The organism is Cupriavidus sp. SZY C1, from assembly GCF_032190535.1.
GTDB lineage: Bacteria > Pseudomonadota > Gammaproteobacteria > Burkholderiales > Burkholderiaceae > Cupriavidus > Cupriavidus pauculus_C.
The window spans coordinates 106,750-126,600 of sequence record NZ_JAUANU010000006.1 but is presented as its reverse complement, the minus strand read 5'-3'; the positions used below and the strand labels follow the sequence as shown (position 1 = coordinate 126,600).

Here is a 19,851-nt window from a genome sequence, read left to right as displayed (position 1 = left end):
AGGCTGACGGCGCGGCACGAATGGAGAGGAAAGATATGGCCGGAACGAAAGAGATTCGAACCAAGATCAAGAGCGTGCAGAACACGCGCAAGATCACCAAGGCGATGGAAATGGTCGCCGCGTCCAAGATGCGCAAGGCGCAGGAACGGATGCGCAACGCCCGCCCGTACGCCGAGAAAGTGCGCAATATCGCCGCGCACCTGGCCACCGCCAACCCCGAGTTCAAGCATCCGTTCATGGTTGGCCGCGACGTCAAGCGCGCCGGCATGATCGTGGTGACGACCGACAAGGGCCTGTGCGGCGGCTTGAACACGAACGTGCTGCGTGCGGTGACCAACGAGCTGAAGACCCTGCAGAACCGTGGCGTGGCCGTCCAGGCCACCGCGATCGGTACGAAGGGGATGCAGTTCCTGGGCCGTATCGGCGCCAAGGTGGTCTCGAACGTTGTGCACCTCGGTGACACCCCGCATCTGGAAAAGCTGATCGGCGCCATCAAGGTCCAGCTCGACGCCTTCACCAACGGCGAAGTCGACGCGGTGTACCTGGCCTATACCAGGTTCATCAACACGATGAAGCAGGAGCCGGTGGTCGAGCAACTGCTGCCGCTGGCGGCAGACAAGCTGAACCAGACCGAAGATGAAAAGCGCGCCTACTCGTGGGATTACATCTACGAGCCCGACGCCCAGACGGTTGTGGAAGAGCTGCTCGTCCGCTACGTCGAGGCGCTGGTGTACCAGGCCGTGGCCGAGAACATGGCGTCGGAACAGTCGGCGCGCATGGTGGCCATGAAGGCGGCTTCCGACAATGCCAAGAACGTGATTGGCGAACTGCAGCTGGTCTACAACAAGACCCGCCAGGCCGCGATCACGAAGGAACTGTCGGAAATCGTCAGCGGCGCAGCGGCGGTCTAAGGCGTCAAGAATTCAAGCTATCGGAGATACGAAATGAGTATCGGAAATATTGTGCAGTGCATTGGCGCCGTGGTGGACATCGAGTTCCCGCGCGACGCAATGCCGAAGGTGTACGACGCGCTCGTGCTCGAAGAGGGCAACGACAAGTCGTTCGCCGAGAAGGGTCTGACCTTCGAAGTGCAGCAGCAGCTCGGCGACGGCGTGGTGCGTACCATTGCCCTGGGTTCGTCGGACGGCCTGCGCCGCGGCATGTCGGTGAAGAGCACCGGCGCCCCCATCTCGGTGCCGGTTGGCCACGGTACGCTGGGCCGCATCATGGACGTGCTGGGTCGCCCGATCGACGAAGCCGGCCCGATCGCCGCCGATGAAAAGCGTGCGATTCACCAGAAGGCCCCGCGCTTCGACGAACTGTCGCCGTCGGTGGACCTGCTGGAAACCGGCATCAAGGTGATCGACCTGGTGTGCCCGTTCGCAAAGGGCGGCAAGGTGGGCCTGTTCGGTGGCGCCGGCGTCGGCAAGACCGTGAACATGATGGAGCTCATCAACAACATCGCCAAGCAGCACAGCGGTCTGTCGGTGTTTGCCGGCGTGGGCGAGCGTACCCGTGAAGGGAACGACTTCTACCACGAAATGAAGGACTCGAACGTGCTCGACAAGGTGGCCATGGTGTTCGGCCAGATGAACGAGCCGCCGGGCAACCGTCTGCGCGTGGCGCTGACCGGCCTGACGATGGCCGAGCGCTTCCGCGACGAAGGCCGCGACATCCTGTTCTTCGTCGACAACATCTACCGCTACACGCTGGCCGGTACCGAAGTGTCGGCACTGCTGGGCCGTATGCCTTCGGCCGTGGGCTACCAGCCGACGCTGGCTGAAGAAATGGGCAAGCTGCAGGAGCGGATCACGTCGACCAAGACTGGCTCGATCACGTCGATCCAGGCCGTGTACGTGCCTGCCGATGACTTGACCGACCCGTCGCCGGCCACCACCTTCCTGCACCTGGACTCGACCGTCGTGCTGTCGCGTGACATCGCCGCGCTGGGTATCTACCCCGCCGTCGACCCGCTCGACTCGACCTCGCGCCAGCTCGATCCGCAGATCGTCGGCACGGAACACTACGAAGTGGCCCGTCGCGTGCAGCAGACCCTGCAGCGCTACAAGGAACTGCGCGACATCATCGCGATTCTGGGCATGGACGAACTGTCGCCGGAAGACAAGCTGGCCGTGTCCCGCGCCCGGAAGATCCAGCGTTTCCTGTCGCAGCCGTTCCACGTGGCCGAAGTGTTCACGGGTTCGCCGGGCAAGTACGTGCCGCTGAAGGAAACCATCCGTGGTTTCAAGATGCTGGTCGATGGCGAGTGTGATCACCTGCCCGAGCAGGCGTTCTACATGGTCGGTTCGATCGACGAAGCCTTCGAGAAGGCCAAGAAGCTTCAGTAAGCGGCGTCTTTCGCTTTCGCGCGGCGTCGCGGCGGTCGTGCCCAGGCACGGCGCCGCGGCCAGCGTGAAGGCGGGACACAGGCTTCCTGATGTGCAGGGAGCCAACGCTTTCTGGAGAAAGGATCTTATATGGCAACCATTCTTGTAGACGTCGTCAGCGCGGAAGCGTCGATCTTCTCCGGTCAGGCGAAGTTCGTGGCGCTGCCCGGCGAGACGGGTGAACTGGGTATCCTGCCCGGCCACACGCCGCTGATCACGCGCATCCAGCCGGGTGCCGTGCGCATCGAGAAGGAAGACGGCAGCGAGGAATTCGTATTCGTTGCCGGCGGCATTCTCGAAATCCAGCCTCAGCACGTGACCGTTCTGGCCGACACCGCGATTCGCGGCGGCGACCTGGACGAAGCCAAGGCTCAGGAAGCCAAGCGTGCTGCGGAAGAACTGATGCAGAACCAGAGCAGCGACCTGGACCTGGCGCGCGCGCAGAGCGAACTGGCCGTCGCCGCTGCCCAGCTCGCCGCAATCGCCCGCCTGCGCCGCAAGAAGTAAGCGCGTCACGCAGGCCCGCCGCGCTGTTGTTTTTCGGCGAGGCATTAAAAAAGGCAGCCAACGGGCTGCCTTTTTTATTTTCCAAACGCTATATTTCTGTGCCTGGACCACAAAAAAAAGCGCGCGGGCCGGGGAGGCTCCGCGCGGACGGGAAAATCCCTTCGAGGGGTCAATTCGAAGGAACGGGTTCGGTCCAGGATTCACTTACAAGCGCAACGGAACTTTGCGTCCGTATATTCTGGCGAGATTCCATGCTCGGAAACTCAAGCCACGCGCTACGGGTCTTCCTGGTGCCGGATCAGGCATTTTTACGAACTGTCTGATCCGGTTAATCGGGGCACTGCTCAGGCTTTCTTCCACACCCCTTATTATTTAAGGCTTTAGCGGCGGGGGTGCCTCACACCAAGCGCTGGTCTGTCAATGCATTGTGGGGGAAACTTCCGGGCGTGGCAGTAACAAAATGTATCGTTTTGCAAGTAGATGAAAGGCCGGCGAGTAAGCGGCCGGCGTTTTGAACACATTTATTCGATTTTGAAAGCGTTTTCACGGCGAGAGTTCGCCGGCGGTTACAGTCGAAATGTTAAGACATTTAATTCGTAGTGTACTGAATACATTACGTTTTTTCCGTGTCCGCTTAAGTCATTCCCTACTTTCGTGGGATGCCAGAAACGTGTTTTGCAGAAGTGTGTTCGGTAGCGCATTCAGCGTTACGATTTGAAACGGTGACTCGCAACGGCGCGCCAGCCGTTTCTGATCGCGGACAAGGGTGGCCGCCGCTACACTGGCGGACGTTTGCACCCAAGCTCGCATCTCATGGCCATCGATCCCCAGCTGCAATCCTATTACCGCCAGATGGCGGACCGTTATGCCGGCCAGCCCGCCGCCGTGACCGCGCCCGAACGCCGCGCACGTTTTGAGGACGTGGCGGCCCTGTCCCAGCTACCCGATCCGGACGGCATGACTGTCGAGGATCTCGCCATCCCGGCCGGCGGCGCGTCGCTGCCCGTCCGCCTGTTCCGCCCCGCCGGGGAAGCCAGCCCGAAGCTGATCGTCTACTTCCACGGCGGTGGCTGGGTGGTCGGATCGCCGGCCACACACCATACGGTGGCCGCGCTGCTGGCAGCCGATACCGGGTGCGCAGTGGCCAGCGTGGACTACCGGCTGGCGCCCGAAATGCCTTTCCCGACCCCTTGCGATGACGCCATCGCCGCCGTGCAATGGCTGGCCGATGCGCGCGCATCGCTCGGCATGGCGGCCGACTTCCTGGCCGTGGCCGGAGACAGCGCCGGCGGTCACCTCGCAGCCGCCGCGGCGCGGCATATCAACGACGCCGCCGGCCGTCACATCGTCAACGCGCAACTGTTGATTTACCCGGTGACCGCGCCGGTGCTGACCACCGAAAGCTACCGCGCCTTCGCGGACGGCCCCGGCCTGACCCGCGACGAGATGGCGTGGTTCTGGACGCAGTACATCGGCGCCGATGCCTTGGCGCTGGGCGCCGACCAGTCCGACCCGCGCATCTGCCTGATGGCGACGCCTCCCGCCTGCCTGCCGCCGGCCAGCGTGGTGATGGTGGCGTCGAACGACGTACTGCGCGACGACGGCCTGGCCTATGCCGATTTCCTGGTCCGCCACGACGCGCCGGTCATCACGATCGAAGCCAGCGGCATGACCCACGGCTTTGCCAGGCTGCAACCGGAAGCGCCGCGCGCCCGCGAATGGATGCGCCGCGCCGCGCAGGCGTTCGTGGCGAGCTTCGACGACGCCTGAAATCCAGCCCGGCGAGGCACCGCCGAAAGCCGGCACGGATATGACGGCCATCATCCCCGTGGACGGCTGCATGCAGCGGCCTTCCCGTAGAATGGCGGTCTTACGAGGATGACCATGACCGTACTGCAGAACGACACCTTCCTGCGCGCGCTGCGCCGGCAACCGACCGAATACACGCCGCTGTGGCTGATGCGCCAGGCGGGCCGTTACCTGCCCGAGTACAACGCCACGCGCGCCCGCGCCGGCAGCTTCCTGGGCCTGGCCAAGAACCCGGCGTACGCCACGGAAGTCACGCTGCAGCCGCTGGACCGCTACCCGCTCGACGCGGCGATCCTGTTCTCGGACATCCTCACGGTGCCCGACGCCATGGGCCTGGGGCTGTCGTTCGCGCAGGGCGAGGGCCCGCGCTTTGCCCATCCGCTGCGCACCGAGGGCGACGTGGCCAAACTGGCGGTGCCCGACATGTCGTCGTTGCAGTACGTATTCGATGCGGTCAGCGAAATCCGCCGTGCGCTGGTGCAGGACGGCAAGCAGCGCGTGCCGCTGATCGGCTTCTCGGGCAGCCCGTGGACGCTGGCCTGCTACATGGTCGAAGGCGGCGGCTCGGACGACTTCCGCACGGTCAAGGCCATGATGTACGGCCGCCCGGACCTGATGCACCGCATCCTCGACATCAACGCCCAGGCCGTGTCGGCCTACCTGAATGCCCAGATCGAAGCGGGCGCGCAGGCCGTGATGGTGTTCGACACCTGGGGCGGCGCGCTGGCCGACGGCATGTACCAGACGTTCTCGCTGGCCTACATGCGCCGCGTGCTGCAGGGCCTGAAGCGCGAGCACGACGGCCAGCAGATCCCGGTCATCGTCTTCACCAAGGGCGGCGGCATCTGGCTCGAACAGATCGCCGCGATCGAACCGGACGCCATCGGCCTCGACTGGACCGTCAACCTGACCCAGGCGCGCCGCCGCACCGAGGGCAGGGTGGCGCTACAGGGCAATATCGATCCGACGGTACTGTTCGCCCCCGAAGCCGCCATCCGCGAACAAGTGCGCGGCGTGCTGGACAGCTACGCCGCCGGCGGGGGCAGTGACGGTCACATCTTCAACCTGGGCCACGGTATCTCGCAGTTCACGCCGCCGGAAAACGTGTCGGTCCTGGTGGACGAAGTCCACAATCACAGCCGCCGGCTGCGCGGCATGGCCGCCTGAACCGGTTTCCCCGCGCCGCAGCGATGTGATGGGTACGGGCGCCGCAGTGTCGCGAAAGGCGCTGCGGGCGCGCTGTCAAGTAAACTATTTCACCGCTTTTCGCCAAAAAGGTGCCCGGGGCTTGTTGTCAAGGCTTGACTTATGCACACCGATAGGTTTGCGGCACTGCACGAGCGGGTTACCCCTTAACTCAGTTGGGGGGTGTTTGCAAGTTGTTGATTCATAAGGATTTGAATCTTCTGCAACACAGGGTGCAAGGTCGATGAAAGCCTTGTGTCAAGCGCCTTGGCGGGAAGTCGATGCGACTTTTCAACAAAGTTATCCACAGGCCCGATGGTAGGGTTGGAAAACCGTCCGTGGATCATCGACTTAGGGTCACATTTGAAGTTTTACTTTAAGTTGATGCTGCGCCGCACACCGTCTTTCGCCCCTCTTTCGCCCCCTGCGCGCGTGCACAACGCCGGCGCAAAAGCGCTGCACCAGCTCGGGGTGCGGCCATGAGCGCGGGTCCGACGGACGCCGCCACTGTGGCGAATACCTTACAGACAACGAACGGCCCGACGACCGACCTTGCGCCCGATCAGCGCCCGGCTATCGTTCGTGTCGCGCTCGATACCCCGGCCGACGATTGCTTCGATTACCTGGCTGGCGATATCTACATCCAGCCCGGCGAACTGGTGGTCGTGCCGTTCGGCAAGCGGCAGGCCGTCGGGGTAGCGGTGGCGCTGGCCGACCACTCCGATGTGCCCGCGGACAAGATTCGTCCTATCGCATCCCGAATCGGCTGGATGCCGCCGCTCAGCACAGCGTGGATGGCGCTGGCCCGTTTTGCCGCGCGCTATTACCACCGCCGGCTCGGCGAAGTGATGCTGCCGTCGCTGCCGCCGTCGCTGCGCGAGGCCGAGCATTGGGATCGGCTGGGCCAGCGGGCCCGGACCACGCAGTATCAGGTTCACGCCGACCACGCCCAGGCGCTGGTCGAATCGGTGCCGGCCCGGGCGCGCAGCGTCCGCGCGCTGGCTGACGCGCTGGCGGCCACCGCTGGCACGCAGGACTGGGTACGCCTGGCCGACGCCCGCGCGCTGTGCACCGCCGCCCCGCAGCGGCTGGAGGAATGGCTGGCCGCCGGCTGGATCGTGTGCCGCCACGCCGACCGGCCGCTGCTGGAGCCCGACGCCAGCCGGGCCCCGTCGCCGTCGCCCGCACTCCACGCCGAGCAGCAGCAGGCGGTCGATGCCATCGGCGCCGCAGCCGGATACACAGCTTTCCTGCTCCATGGCGTGACCGGCAGCGGCAAGACCGAGGTCTATCTGCACGCCATCGCCGCCCGGCTGGCGGCCGACCCCGCGGCGCAGGTTCTCATGCTCGTGCCTGAGATCAATCTCACCCCCCAGTTGCAGGCCCGGATCGCCGAGCGCTTCCCCCACATGCCGCTGGCCGTGCTGCACAGCGGCCTGGCCGACCAGGAGCGAAGCCTGCAGTGGCTGGCCGCCCATCGTGGCGAAGCCCGCATCGTGCTGGGTACCCGCATGGCCGTGATGGCGTCGATGCCGCACCTGGCGCTGATTGTTGTGGACGAGGAGCACGACACGTCCTACAAGCAGCAGGAGGGACTGCGCTACTCCGCCCGCGACCTCGCCGTGTGGCGGGCCAACCAGCTCGGGATTCCCGTGGTGCTGGGGTCGGCCACGCCGTCGATGGAAACGTGGCAGCGGGCCGAGCAGGGCGCCTATCGCAAGCTGGTGCTGCGCGAGCGCGCGCAGGCCGATGCCGCGCTGCCCGTGGTGCGGCTGATCGATCTCAACCACGAGCGCCAGCGCCAGCGTCCGCTGTTCGAGGGGCTGTCGGTGCCGCTGCTCGATGCGATCCAGCAGCGGCTGGACCGTGGCCAGCAGAGCCTGCTGTTCCTGAACCGGCGCGGCTACGCGCCCGTGCTGGCGTGCGATAGCTGCGGCTGGCTGTCGGGCTGCCCGCGCTGCTCGGCGTACCTGGTGCTGCACCGTCCGGAGCGGCGGCTGCGCTGCCACCACTGCGGCCTGGAATCGCCGGTGCCGCACCATTGTCCCGATTGCGGAAATGTGGATATCGCGCCGCTCGGGCGCGGCACGCAGCGCATCGAGGAAGCGTTGTCCACACGTTTTCCACAGGCCCGGATCGCGCGGATCGACGCCGACTCCACGCGCCGCAAGGGCAGCGCGCAGGCCATGTTCGACGACGTCCATGCCGGCGAGGTCGACATCCTGGTGGGCACCCAGATGGTCGCCAAGGGCCACGACTTCCAGCGGGTGACGCTGGTGGGCATCGTCCACCCCGATGCGGCGATGTTCAGCCACGACTTCCGGGCCGCCGAGCACCTGTTCGCGTCGCTGATGCAAGTGTCCGGGCGCGCGGGCCGCGCCGGGCTGGGCGGCGAGGTCATGATCCAGACCCGCTATCCGGACGCCCCCGCGTTGCAGGCGCTGGCGCGGCATGACTATGATGGATTCGCGGCCAGCCAGCTGCGCGAGCGCCGGCAGGCCGGCCTGCCACCGTTTGCGTACCAGGTGCTGATCTCCGCCGAGCATGGGCAACTGGAGCGGGCGCTGGACTTCCTGAAGGCGGCGCGCGAGCACGCCGAGTCGTGTCCGATGGCGCTGGAGGTGCAACTGCACGATCCGGTGCCGATGTCGATGGTGCGGCTGTTCAACAAGGAACGCGCCCAGATGCTGGTGGAAGCGGCGTCGCGCCCGGTGCTGCAACGCTTTGTCAGCGAGTGGGTACCCACCTTCGACGACGTCGCCACGCGGGTCAAGGGCGTCCGCTGGCAGCTTGAAATCGACCCGCTGCGCATCTGAAATGTTGCGTCAGTGCAACCTGCCCGCGCCGCTCGGAGATTAGGGGTTGCACTAGGTTGCACCTAGTAATTCAGCGAGAGTAAGATCGCGCCAATCCGGCAGCCTGGCCGGCTTGCGCGCGCGCATCGCCCAGGCTGCCTCCCGACTTTCCCGAGATCCGCTGGAGAACTGCCCGCATGGCCACCACCACCCTTGGCGTCAAGCTCGACGATGCTTCGCGCGAACGCCTGAAACGCGCCGCCCAATCGATCGACCGCACGCCCCACTGGCTGATCAAGCAGGCCATCTTCACGTATCTGGAACAGGTGGAACGCGGCCACATGCCGCACGAAGCGGGCGCCACCGCGCTGGCCGATGGCGATGGCGCCGACGCCGGCGACACCGCCCAGGCCGACGCGATGCCGCAGCCGTTCCTGGAATTCGCCCAGAGCATCCAGCCCCAGTCGGTGCTGCGCGCGGCCATCACCTCGGCCTACCGCCGCCCGGAGACCGAATGCGTGCCGGTGCTGCTGGAGCAGGCCCGGCTGCCGCAGGCGCAGGCCGAGGCCGCCATCAAGATGGCCAAGGCGCTGGCGCAGAAGCTGCGCGAGCAGAAGGTGGGCACCGGCCGCGAGGGCCTGGTGCAGGGGCTGATCCAGGAATTCTCGCTGTCGTCGCAGGAAGGCGTGGCGCTGATGTGCCTGGCCGAGGCGCTGCTGCGCATTCCGGACAAGGCCACGCGCGACGCGCTGATCCGCGACAAGATTAGCGGCGCCAACTGGCAGTCGCACCTGGGCCAGAGCCCGTCGCTGTTCGTCAACGCCGCCACCTGGGGCCTGCTGCTGACCGGCAAGCTGGTGGCCACGCACACCGAGGCCGGGCTGTCGAAGGCGCTGACGCGCATCATCGGCAAGGGCGGCGAGCCGCTGATCCGCAAGGGCGTGGACATGGCGATGCGCCTGATGGGCGAGCAGTTCGTGACCGGCGAGACGATCTCCGAGGCGCTGGCCAACGCGCGCAAGTACGAGGCCGAAGGCTTCCGCTATTCGTACGACATGCTGGGCGAGGCCGCCATGACCGAGGCCGATGCCCAGCGCTACCTGGCGTCTTACGAGCAGGCCATCCACGCGATCGGCCAGGCGTCGCGCGGCCGCGGCATCTATGAAGGCCCCGGCATCTCGATCAAGCTGTCGGCGCTGCATCCGCGCTACAGCCGCGCCCAGCACGAGCGCGTGATCACCGAGCTGTACGCGCGGCTGAAGTCGCTGACCGTGCTGGCGCGCCAGTACGACATCGGCATCAACATCGACGCCGAGGAAGCCGACCGCCTGGAAATCTCGCTGGACCTGCTCGAACGGCTCTGCTTCGAGCCCGAGCTGGCCGGCTGGAACGGTATCGGCTTCGTGGTGCAGGGCTACCAGAAGCGCTGCCCGTTCGTGATCGACTACCTGATCGACCTGGCCCGCCGCAGCCGCCACCGCCTGATGATCCGCCTGGTCAAGGGCGCGTACTGGGACAGCGAGATCAAGCGCGCCCAGGTGGACGGCCTGGAAGGCTACCCGGTCTATTCGCGCAAGGTGTACACCGACGTGTCGTACGTGGCCTGCGCGCGCAAGCTGCTGTCGGTGCCGGACGCGATCTATCCGCAGTTCGCCACGCACAACGCGCACACGCTGTCGGCCATCTACCAGATCGCCGGCCAGAACTACTATCCCGGCCAGTACGAATTCCAGTGCCTGCACGGCATGGGCGAGCCGCTGTACGACCAGATCGTGGGCACCAAGGCGGACGGCAAGTTCGGCCGCCCGTGCCGCATCTACGCCCCGGTCGGCACGCACGAGACGCTGCTGGCGTACCTGGTGCGCCGGCTGCTGGAAAACGGCGCGAACACGTCGTTCGTGAACCGGATTGCCGACGACACGATTCCGCTCGACGAGCTGGTGGCGGACCCGGTGGCCGTGGTCGAGCAGATGCACAAGACCGAGGGCGCGCTGGGCCTGCCGCACCCGCGCATTCCGCAGCCGCGCACGCTGTACGGCAAGGCGCGCGCCAATTCGGCCGGCATCGACCTGTCGAACGAGCACCGCCTGGCGTCGCTGTCGTCGGCGCTGCTGGCCGGCGCCAGCGAGACGCACCGCGCCGAGCCGTTGCTGGGCGCCGATGTGCCGCGCGGCGACGCCAAGCTGGAACCGGTGCTGAACCCGGCCGACCACCGCGACGTGGTGGGGCAGGTGGGCGAGGCCACGCCCGCCGAGGTGGAAGCCGCGCTGACGGCCGCCGTGAACGTGGCGCCGATCTGGCAGGCCACGCCGCCCGAGGTGCGCGCCGCCGCGCTGGAACGCGCCGCGGACCTGATGGAAGCCCAGATGCAGTCGCTGATGGGCATCATCATGCGCGAGGCCGGCAAGACGTTCTCTAACGCGATTGCCGAAGTGCGTGAGGCGGTGGACTTCCTGCGCTACTACGCCGTGCAGGTGCGCGAGACGTTCTCGAACGATACGCACCGCCCGCTGGGCCCCGTGGTCTGCATCAGCCCGTGGAACTTCCCGCTGGCGATCTTCACCGGCCAGGTGGCGGCCGCGCTGGCCGCCGGCAACCCGGTGCTGGCCAAGCCGGCCGAGCAGACGCCGCTGATCGCCGCCGCCGCCGTGCGCCTGCTGCGCGAGGCGGGCGTGCCGGCCGGCGCGGTGCAGTTGCTGCCGGGCCGCGGCGAGACCGTGGGCGCCGCGCTGGTGGGCGACGCCCGCGTCAAGGGCGTGATGTTCACGGGATCGACCGAAGTGGCGCGCCTGCTCCAGCGCAATGTCGCCGGCCGGCTGGACGCCGCCGGCCGGCCGATCCCGCTGATCGCCGAGACCGGCGGCCAGAACGCGATGATCGTCGACTCGTCGGCGCTGGCCGAGCAGGTGGTGGGCGACGTGGTCAGCTCGGCCTTCGATTCGGCCGGCCAGCGCTGCTCCGCGCTGCGCGTGCTGTGCCTGCAGGAAGACGTGGCCGACCGCATCGTCGAGATGCTCAAGGGCGCCATGGGCGAACTGACGCTGGGCAACCCCGACCGGCTGTCGACCGACGTGGGCCCGGTGATCGACGAGGAAGCGCGCGGCAACATCGTCCGCCATATCGAGGCCATGCGCGCCAAGGGGCGCCGCGTGCACCAAGCCGATCCGAACGTGGTGCAGTCGGGGGCGTGCCGCCATGGCACGTTCGTGCCGCCGACGCTGATCGAACTGGACTCGATCGACGAACTCAAGCGCGAGGTCTTCGGCCCCGTGCTGCACGTGGTGCGCTTCCCGCGGGCCGCGCTGGACACGATGATCGGCCAGATCAACAGCACCGGCTACGGCCTGACGCTGGGCATCCACACCCGGATCGACGAGACCATCGCGCATATCGTGGACCGCGCCCACGTGGGCAACCTGTATGTGAACCGCAACATCGTGGGCGCCGTGGTGGGCGTGCAGCCGTTTGGCGGCGAGGGCCTGTCCGGCACCGGCCCGAAGGCGGGCGGCCCGCTGTACCTGCACCGCCTGCTGTCGGTCTGCCCGCAGGACGCCGTGGTGCGCGGCGTGCGCACGTCCGACATGGGCGGCGCCACGCCGCCGGCCCCGGAAAACGCCGCGCTGGCCGCGCTGAAGGGCTGGGCGCAGGGCAACCTGCCGGACGTGGCCGACGCCTGCGAGCGCTTTGCCGCCGCCTCGGCCTCGGGCATGTCGGTGACGCTGCCGGGCCCGACCGGCGAGCGCAACACCTACTCGCTGCTGCCGCGTGAGCGGGTGCTGTGCCTGGCCCAGACCGACGCCGACCTGGCGCTGCAGCTTGCCGCCGTGCTGGCGGTGGGCTCCGAGGCGTTGTGGACTGACACACCGGTGGCCAAGGCCCTGTTGGCGCGGCTGCCTGCCGCAGTACAATCGCGCGTCCGCGTGGTTTCCGACTGGCAGGGCACGGATATCGGCTTCGACGCGGTGCTGCACCACGGCGATTCCGACCAGCTCCGCACCGTCTGCGAGCAGGTAACCACGCGCCCCGGCCCGATCGTCGGCGTCCAGGGCCTGGCCCAGGGTGAACCGAATATCGCGCTGGAGCGTTTGTTGATCGAGCGTTCGCTGTCCGTGAACACGGCGGCGGCGGGCGGCAACGCAAGTCTGATGACGATCGGCTGAGGCTCCGGCCTCACGCGGGTGGTCACATGAAGCGCGTGGCGGGGGCCGGCGATCCCGAGCCTGCCGCGCAACCCAGGAACGGGCCGGTGCTGCCAACGCCGGCCCGCAAATATGCCGACACCGGCACCATATGGCACCCTATGGGACCCAAGGAGAACTGATGAGCTCGACATTCCGCAAGACGGCCATGACCGTCGCCATGGCCGTTGCAGGCCTGACCGCCGCCTCGGCCGCTTTTGCGCAGGCGCAGGAAATCAAGCTGGGCTACGCCGGCCCGCTGACCGGCGGCCAGGCCCAGTACGGCAAGGACATGCAGAACGGCATCGTGCTGGCCATCGACGACATGAACGCCACCAAGCCGAAGATCGGCGGCAAGGAAGTCAAGTTCGTCCTGGTCTCCGAGGACGACCAGGCTGACCCGAAGACCGGTTCCGTCGTGGCCCAGAAGCTGGTGGACGCCGGCATCCAGGGCATGCTCGGCCACTTCAACTCGGGCACCAGCATCCCGGCGTCGATGGTCTACAACCGCGCCGGCATTCCGCAGATCGCCATGGCGACGGCCCCGGAATACACCCGCCAGGGCTTCAAGACCACGTTCCGCATGATGACGTCCGACACGCAGCAGGGTTCGGTGATCGGCGCCTTCGTGGTGAAGAAGCTGGGCGCCAAGAACATCGCCATCGTCGACGACCGCACTGCCTACGGCCAGGGCCTGGCCGACGAGTTCGAGAAGGCCGCCAAGGCCGCCGGCGGCAAGATCGTGCGCCGCGAGTTCACGAACGACAAGGCCGTCGACTTCAAGGCCGTGCTGACCAACATCAAGCGCAGCAACCCGGACGTGATCTTCTACGGCGGCGCCGAGACGCAGTCGGCTCCGATGGCCAAGCAGGTCAAGGAACTGGGCCTGAAGGCACCGATCGTCTCGGGCGAAATGTCCAAGACCGACAACTTCCTGAAGCTGGCCGGCACGGCCGCCGACGGCACGGTGGTGTCGCTGGCCGGCCTGCCGCTGGAGCAGATGCCCGGCGGCGCCGCCTACGAGAAGAAGTACGAGAAGCGCTTTGGCTCGAAGGTCCAGACGTACTCGCCGTACGCCTATGACGGCGCCACCGCGATGATGACCGCCATGATCAAGGCCGGTTCGGCAGATCCGGCACGCTACCTGCCGGTACTGGCCGCCACGAACATGCAGGGCGTGACCACCAAGACCCTGGCCTACGACGCGCGCGGCGACCTGAAGGACGGCGGCATCACCGTCTACAAGGTCGAAGGCGGCAAGTGGACCGTGCTGGAGACCGTGGGCGGCAAGTAATCCCGCCCCAACGCGCGCCGGACGGCTTTCCTACGGCCGGCGCGCAGGCAGAACTGACGCCACCCGGGCATCGGCCCGCGGTGGCGTTTTTTATTGGCCGCGCATTTCAGGGAACACCGATTGCGGCCTATCGCCCACGCCTACTAGCCTGCTGCGTCAGCTTCGACAAACAGGGGGAACGATGGCGATGTTCTACGCGGCGGTGGAGGGTGATCCGCTGGATGTCTCTCTGCAATTCGATAGCTGGATCCGCTGACGGTCATGTGGCGCTACCTTAGGAGGCTTCTTCCCTGGGCCTTCCTTTATATCTGCTTCGGCTTCGCCGTCTTCAAGTTCCAGCGCGGCGCTCCCTACGACGACGAGTGCTGGAGCCCGAATCATGAGTACTTTATGGTGCGGAGGGAGTCGCTTGTGTCCTCCTGGACTTCGCGGCATGGAGACAGGGACGGTTGGGTCCTGATCTACGACAAGTACGGCAAGTTGCTACATCGGTGGGACGGCGGGCTCAGTTCCGAGGGCGGGCCGTGGTGGTCGGGCACTGCTATCCATTTCTTCAATGAGCCCCAAGCCACGCTCGATCTTCCGACCGACGCGGGACGGACTGATTTGGTACGGCTCTGCTATTGACCATGAGGCGTTTTTTCCGGTGGCTGCTACGCGTTTTGCCATGGCTCGTGTTTTATATCTGCTTCGGCTTCGTCGTCTTCAAATTCGAGCGCGGCGTTCCCTACGACGACGATTGTTGGAGCCCGAATCACGAATATTTCATGGTGCGCAAGGAATCGCTGGTGTCCTCGTGGACGTGGCGACACGAAGACCGGGAGGGTTGGGTGCTGATCTACGACAAGTACGGCAATCTCGTGCATCGATGGGATGGCGCGCTCAACACCGAAGGTGGGCCGTGGTGGTTTGGCACCGAGGTCCATATCTTCAACAAACCTCAAGCCACGCTGCATCTCCCGACGGACGCGGGGATGAGCGATTTCCATCGGCTTTGCTATTGACCATGGATGCGCTTCCGGTGGCTGCGACAGGTCTCGCCATGGCTCGCGTTCTATATCGGCTTCGGCTTCGTCTTCAAGCTCCACCCACCCCCAAAATCCCCCCGTCAACCCCGATCAACCCCCATTCTTCCGCTGTTCTCCCGGGAGCATGTCGCGCCGTTGGCGCATAATTCCGCTTTTGCTGAATTCTGATGAAGGAGCGGGCCTTGCAGGATGTCCGTTACGACCAAGCCATTGCGCTTGCGAACGCCGGGCGCCATGACGATGCCTTGCAGGTAGCCGACCAGCTCTGGGCGGCGCATCCCGAGGTTGTCGACTACGCCGCGCTGCGTGCGCAGATCCAGTCCGACCGGGGCGACGTGGCTGGTGCGCTGGCTGCGCTGGACGAGGCGATGGCCCGGCTGCCGGAGCTGTCGCTGGCGCCGATGCACCGCTGGGCGTCGCGCGGGGCGCTGGCGCACATGTATGGCACGTTGCTGATGCGCGAAGGCCGCGACGCCGAGGCGCAGCCGTGGCTGCACGAGGCGGCGCGGCGCAACGGGCTGGCTACTGGCGAGTGGGCCGCGCATTTCTATGCCGGCTTTGTCGCGTTCCGGCTCAACGATTTTGCGTTGGCCGGCCGGTACTGGCACGACCTGCTGTACCGGGCGCCCGATCTCGGCGCGGGCGACATCCTGCCGCTGGTGCAGGACTACGTGGCCCGTAGCGACGCCGCAGCGCAGCTTGGCGAGCCGCTGTTGCGGATCTGCTTTGGCCGCATCGCGCTCGATTCGCCGGAATTGCTCGATCTCACGCCGGCGCAGGGCGATGCCCTGGCCGCGGCGCAGGCCGAACGCGTGCTCGCCGAGCAGCCCGACCATCCCGAGGCGCGCCGCCTGCGGGCCCCGCTGCGGCTAGGCTCGGAGCCGGCTGCCGCGCTGGACGACCTGGAGACCTATCTGCGCCAGCGGCCCGATCCGCTCGCGCAGGTGCGCGCGCTGACGTGGCGCCACCAGTCGCACGTGGCCGCCGGGGCCAGCGCGCCGGCCCAGCCTGCCTGGACCGGTTTTGCGGTCACGGCCGATGCCGACGATGGCGCGCTGTACTTCCACGCCGCCACGGCGCTCGGCAGCTTCCTGGACGAGGTGCCCGCCTCGCAGGCCGCGCTCAAGCCGATGCTGGAGGCCATGTGCCGCAAGGGGCTGGCCTGTTTCGAGTCGTATTTCGAGACCGGCGAGGGCGACGCCCACGGCCACGGCGGCAACGCCGATCCGCATCTGTACTCGCTGCTGTGCCGCCTGCTGGCGCGCACGCTGCCGGCCGACGCCACACACCTGGAAGAGAAGGTCGCGCTGCACCAGAAAGGCATGGCCGCCAGCGAGTTCATCGACCACTGGATCGACCTGCTCGACGCCCACGCCGCGGCCGGCCAGCACCAGCAGGTGGTGGACCTGGCCGGCGAGGTGCTGAACCGGTATCCGGTCGAGCGCGATCCGGCCCGCGTGAGCTGGGCGTTCAGCCGGCTGGTGGCCGCCTGGGCGGCGATCGGCGGCCGCGATGCCACCGAATCGGCCAGCGCCGCGCTTTCCCACATGGACATGCGGCTCGACGCGCTGCCCGTGGAGGCCCGCACCGAGGGCGCCCACGCCATGGCCCATGCCCGCGCCCACTATGCCGCGCTGCTGCAAGCCGGCATGGCGACCATGGATGAGCACGACAAGGCCGACGCGGTGGCCGAGCTGGAAGCGCTGCAACGGCGGTCGCTGCTGGTCGACGACGCCTGGGTATCGGGCCGTTTCGGCCAGCTCTGGCGGGACCTGGGCGACCACGAACGCGCGCTGCCACTGCTGGAACAGGCCGTGACGCTGGCGCAGGCCGATCCCCGCGCCCAGGCCACGGCGCGGGTGCAGCGTGCCCGGCTGCTGGTCGATCTGGAGCGTTACCCCGAGGCACTGACCGACTTCCAGATGGCGTTTGCCGCACGCGACGACTGGGACGCCCATACCTGGCTGGTGGCCGTGCAGGCGGCCCTCGGCATGGGTCAGCGCGAATCGGCGCTGGCGTGGTTCGAGCGGGCCCGTGGGCAGGATGCCGAAAAGGGCAGCACGCGTGGCTTGTTCGCCAAGGTCGAGGCGTCGCTGAAGGCCACCCGTCCCAAGTGGAAGCTCTGGGGCGTGTGAACCGGGCGCCGCGCCATGTGAGCCACCGCACGCGGCGCCATATGCGACGATTCTGATTTTGAAAGACCTACAAAACCGCTATCGGAGACGATGGCGGTTTTTGTTTGTGGATGGCGTGAGTTGCGCGCATGTTCGAGAAAGTGTCGGACAAGCACTTACATTTCCCGACGTGTCCTTCCGTTACCATGTCGCGCATGAACGGATTGAGCCAACTTTTCCCCTCCCTGCCGCTGGCGCCGGGCGGACTGTTCTGGGTGGGCCTTGCGCTGGTTGGCGCGGGTCTGGCCGGAGAGGTCTGCCGCCGCTGGCTGGGGTGCCCGCGTATCGTCGGCTACGCGGTGGTAGGGCTGTTTGCCGGCATGCTCGGCCGCAGCATCGTCGACGACAACATGATTGCGCAGACGCGCGTGCTGATCGACATGGCGCTGGCCCTGGCGCTGTTCGAGCTCGGGCATCGGGTGTCGCTGTCGTGGCTGCGGGCCAACCCGTGGCTGCTGATCACCAGCGCGGCGGAAAGCCTGCTGACCTGGGGCCTGGTGTCCACGGTGCTGCAATGGCTGGGCGCCTCGCCTGGCGTGGCGATCCTGGCCGGCGGTATCGCGGTCAGCACGTCGCCGACCATCGTGCTGCAGCTCAAGAACGAGCTTCGGGCGGATGGCCAGGTGACCGAGCGGCTGCTGGCGATGGCCGCGCTGAACTCGATCTATGCCGCGGCGATCGTCCAGGTGGCCACGGGCTGGCTTCATTCGGAATACGGCAACATCGGCGCCGCGCTGCTCCATCCGCTGTACCTGCTGGTGGGGTCGAGCCTGCTGGCGTGGGTGGTGGGCAAGGTGGGCCATGCGATCTACGCCCGGATGTCGGCTGACGATCACTACAGCTTCCTGGTGCTGGTGGGGCTGGTGCTGTTCACGCTGGCGCTGACGCGCGTGCTGAAGCTGTCGATGCCGCTGACGCTGATGCTGGCGGGCATCGTGTTCAAGCACCAGGACCGCCAGCCGCATGTCTGGCCCACGCACTTCGGCAGCGCCGGCAGCCTGCTGATCATCGTGATGGTGGTGTCGCTGGGCCTGCCGCTGACCGCGAAGGACTGGGTCATCGGCGGCACGCTGGCCGTGGCGCTGGTGTTCTTCCGCCACGTGGCCAAGCTGGCCGGCGTGGTGTCGCTGGGTTCGTTCTCGGGCCTGAGCCTGCGCCAGTGCATGGCGCTGGGCCTGGCGCTGGCGCCAATGTCGGGGCTGGCTTATCTTCTGATGAGCGACGTCGCCCGCCTGTATCCGGGCACGGGCGCGCCGCTGGCATCGATCATCCTGTGCGCGCTGGCGATCGAGCAGCTGCTGGGGCCCATCATCGCCGCGTGGGCGCTGCGGTACGCGGGCGAGGCACGGGTCAATGGAGGAGGGCGCTGATGTCGCTCGAACCGTTCAAGCATTCCGAGGCACTGACCTTCGGCGTCGAGCTGGAACTGCAGCTCGTCAATCGTCATGACTACGACCTGGCGCCGTTCGCGCCCGACCTGATCCGGGCGCTGAAGGGCGCCCAGCACGCCGGCGATATCAAGCCGGAAATCAGCCCGTCGATGATCGAGATCAGCACCGGCATCTGCCGGGACTACGCGCAGGCGCTGGAGGAGCTGACCGTGATGCGCGACCTGATGGTCAATGCGTCGCGCGGCCTGAACCTGGGCATCTGCGGGGGCGGCACCCACCCGTTCCAGGTGTGGTCCGAGCGGACGATCTCCGACTCGCCGCGCTACCAGTACATTTCGGAGCTCTACGGCTACCTGGCCAAGCAGTTCACGGTGTTCGGCCAGCACGTGCATATCGGCTGCCCCAGCGCCGACGAGTCGCTGTTCCTGCTGCACGCCATTGGCCGCTACGTGCCGCACTTCATCGCGCTGGCCGCGTCGTCGCCGTACGTGCAGGGCGTGGACACCGGGTTTGCCTCGGCGCGGCTCAATTCGGTGGCCGCATTCCCGATGAGCGGCCGGGCGCCGCATGTGCTGACGTGGGAGGGCTTCCGGGCGTACTTCGACAAGATGCACGCCACGGGCGTGATCGAGAGCATGAAGGACTTCTACTGGGATATCCGTCCCAAGCCGGAGTTCGGCACGATCGAGGTGCGCGTGATGGACACGCCGCTGACGGTGCAGCGCGCCTGCGACATCGCCGCCTATATCCAGGCGCTGGCCCGCTACCTGCTGCTGTCGCGGCCGTTCATGCCCCAGGAAGACGACTACCTCGTGTACACATTCAACCGCTTCCAGGCGTGCCGCTTCGGGCTGGAGGGCGAGTACGTGCATCCCAACGAGCTGACGCGGATGCCGATTGCTGACCATATCCTGTCGATCTGCGACGCGCTGGAGCCGCACGCCGAGGCGCTGGGGTCGCTCCAGGCGCTGGCGAACATCCGCGCCCAGGCGGCGGCGCGCGACAACGACGCGCGCATGGTGCGCACCGTCAACGACGAGGCGCACAGCCTGCGCGACACGGTGCGGCGGACCTGCGAGCAGTGGGAGTCGTAGCCGCGCGGT

The 19,851-nt window shown here is 66.9% G+C and carries 13 protein-coding genes; all 13 read left to right on the top strand.

Going from position 1 to position 19,851, the window contains the following annotated elements; genetic code table 11:
* Positions 1-35 precede the first annotated feature (35 nt).
* The 13 genes from atpG to QTN24_RS11755 all read left to right on the top strand — a co-directional run bounded on the left by atpG (position 36) and on the right by QTN24_RS11755 (position 19,842).
* A complete protein-coding gene (atpG, locus tag QTN24_RS11815; protein WP_313837246.1) occupies positions 36-911 on the top strand; it encodes a F0F1 ATP synthase subunit gamma in 876 nt (291 codons plus the stop codon).
* A 33-nt stretch (positions 912-944) separates the two neighbouring features.
* Positions 945-2,348 (top strand): F0F1 ATP synthase subunit beta, encoded by a 1,404-nt coding sequence (atpD, locus tag QTN24_RS11810; RefSeq protein ID WP_124682910.1) that lies wholly within the window; start codon positions 945-947, stop codon positions 2,346-2,348.
* A gap of 129 nt (positions 2,349-2,477) precedes the next feature.
* Positions 2,478-2,894: a F0F1 ATP synthase subunit epsilon gene (locus tag QTN24_RS11805; RefSeq protein ID WP_124682911.1), complete on the top strand. Its 417-nt coding sequence runs from the start codon at positions 2,478-2,480 to the stop codon at positions 2,892-2,894.
* Between the two features lie 813 nt (positions 2,895-3,707).
* The gene (locus QTN24_RS11800; RefSeq protein ID WP_313837243.1) at positions 3,708-4,664 is read left to right on the top strand and encodes an alpha/beta hydrolase; all 957 of its coding nucleotides are present in this window, start codon (positions 3,708-3,710) and stop codon (positions 4,662-4,664) included.
* A 114-nt stretch (positions 4,665-4,778) separates the two neighbouring features.
* Positions 4,779-5,870, top strand: coding sequence for a uroporphyrinogen decarboxylase (gene hemE, locus QTN24_RS11795; protein ID WP_313837242.1), 1,092 nt, complete (start codon positions 4,779-4,781; stop codon positions 5,868-5,870).
* A gap of 497 nt (positions 5,871-6,367) precedes the next feature.
* On the top strand, positions 6,368-8,704 hold the full coding sequence (locus QTN24_RS11790) for a primosomal protein N' (protein ID WP_313837241.1): 2,337 nt from the start codon (positions 6,368-6,370) through the stop codon (positions 8,702-8,704).
* 176 nt (positions 8,705-8,880) lie between these two features.
* A complete protein-coding gene (putA, locus tag QTN24_RS11785) occupies positions 8,881-12,843 on the top strand; it encodes a trifunctional transcriptional regulator/proline dehydrogenase/L-glutamate gamma-semialdehyde dehydrogenase (RefSeq protein WP_313837239.1) in 3,963 nt (1,320 codons plus the stop codon).
* Between the two features lie 160 nt (positions 12,844-13,003).
* Positions 13,004-14,155: a branched-chain amino acid ABC transporter substrate-binding protein gene (locus QTN24_RS11780; RefSeq protein WP_124682916.1), complete on the top strand. Its 1,152-nt coding sequence runs from the start codon at positions 13,004-13,006 to the stop codon at positions 14,153-14,155.
* 261 nt (positions 14,156-14,416) lie between these two features.
* A complete protein-coding gene (locus QTN24_RS11775; protein WP_313837237.1) occupies positions 14,417-14,782 on the top strand; it encodes a hypothetical protein in 366 nt (121 codons plus the stop codon).
* A 2-nt stretch (positions 14,783-14,784) separates the two neighbouring features.
* Positions 14,785-15,159, top strand: a complete 375-nt coding sequence (locus QTN24_RS11770; protein WP_313837235.1) for a hypothetical protein — start codon at positions 14,785-14,787, stop codon at positions 15,157-15,159.
* A gap of 191 nt (positions 15,160-15,350) precedes the next feature.
* Complete coding sequence (locus tag QTN24_RS11765) at positions 15,351-17,318, top strand: tetratricopeptide repeat protein (RefSeq protein WP_313837234.1); 1,968 nt, start codon at positions 15,351-15,353, stop codon at positions 17,316-17,318.
* Between the two features lie 185 nt (positions 17,319-17,503).
* Positions 17,504-18,727, top strand: coding sequence for a cation:proton antiporter (locus QTN24_RS11760; protein ID WP_172966016.1), 1,224 nt, complete (start codon positions 17,504-17,506; stop codon positions 18,725-18,727).
* Positions 18,727-19,842, top strand: a complete 1,116-nt coding sequence (locus tag QTN24_RS11755; RefSeq protein ID WP_124682921.1) for a YbdK family carboxylate-amine ligase — start codon at positions 18,727-18,729, stop codon at positions 19,840-19,842. The genes QTN24_RS11760 and QTN24_RS11755 overlap by 1 nt, the downstream gene beginning before the upstream one ends.
* The last annotated feature ends 9 nt before the right edge of the window (positions 19,843-19,851 follow it).

Excerpts from the sequence above, each read along its gene's own strand:
- atpG (WP_313837246.1), top strand. The coding sequence starts at position 36 with ATGGCCGGAACGAAAGAGATTCGAACCAAGATCAAGAGCGTGCAGAAC.
- atpD (WP_124682910.1), top strand. The coding sequence starts at position 945 with ATGAGTATCGGAAATATTGTGCAGTGCATTGGCGCCGTGGTGGACATC.
- QTN24_RS11805 (WP_124682911.1), top strand. The coding sequence starts at position 2,478 with ATGGCAACCATTCTTGTAGACGTCGTCAGCGCGGAAGCGTCGATCTTC.
- QTN24_RS11800 (WP_313837243.1), top strand. The coding sequence starts at position 3,708 with ATGGCCATCGATCCCCAGCTGCAATCCTATTACCGCCAGATGGCGGAC.
- hemE (WP_313837242.1), top strand. The coding sequence starts at position 4,779 with ATGACCGTACTGCAGAACGACACCTTCCTGCGCGCGCTGCGCCGGCAA.
- QTN24_RS11790 (WP_313837241.1), top strand. The coding sequence starts at position 6,368 with ATGAGCGCGGGTCCGACGGACGCCGCCACTGTGGCGAATACCTTACAG.
- putA (WP_313837239.1), top strand. The coding sequence starts at position 8,881 with ATGGCCACCACCACCCTTGGCGTCAAGCTCGACGATGCTTCGCGCGAA.
- QTN24_RS11780 (WP_124682916.1), top strand. The coding sequence starts at position 13,004 with ATGAGCTCGACATTCCGCAAGACGGCCATGACCGTCGCCATGGCCGTT.
- QTN24_RS11775 (WP_313837237.1), top strand. The coding sequence starts at position 14,417 with ATGTGGCGCTACCTTAGGAGGCTTCTTCCCTGGGCCTTCCTTTATATC.
- QTN24_RS11770 (WP_313837235.1), top strand. The coding sequence starts at position 14,785 with ATGAGGCGTTTTTTCCGGTGGCTGCTACGCGTTTTGCCATGGCTCGTG.
- QTN24_RS11765 (WP_313837234.1), top strand. The coding sequence starts at position 15,351 with ATGAAGGAGCGGGCCTTGCAGGATGTCCGTTACGACCAAGCCATTGCG.
- QTN24_RS11760 (WP_172966016.1), top strand. The coding sequence starts at position 17,504 with ATGTCGCGCATGAACGGATTGAGCCAACTTTTCCCCTCCCTGCCGCTG.
- QTN24_RS11755 (WP_124682921.1), top strand. The coding sequence starts at position 18,727 with ATGTCGCTCGAACCGTTCAAGCATTCCGAGGCACTGACCTTCGGCGTC.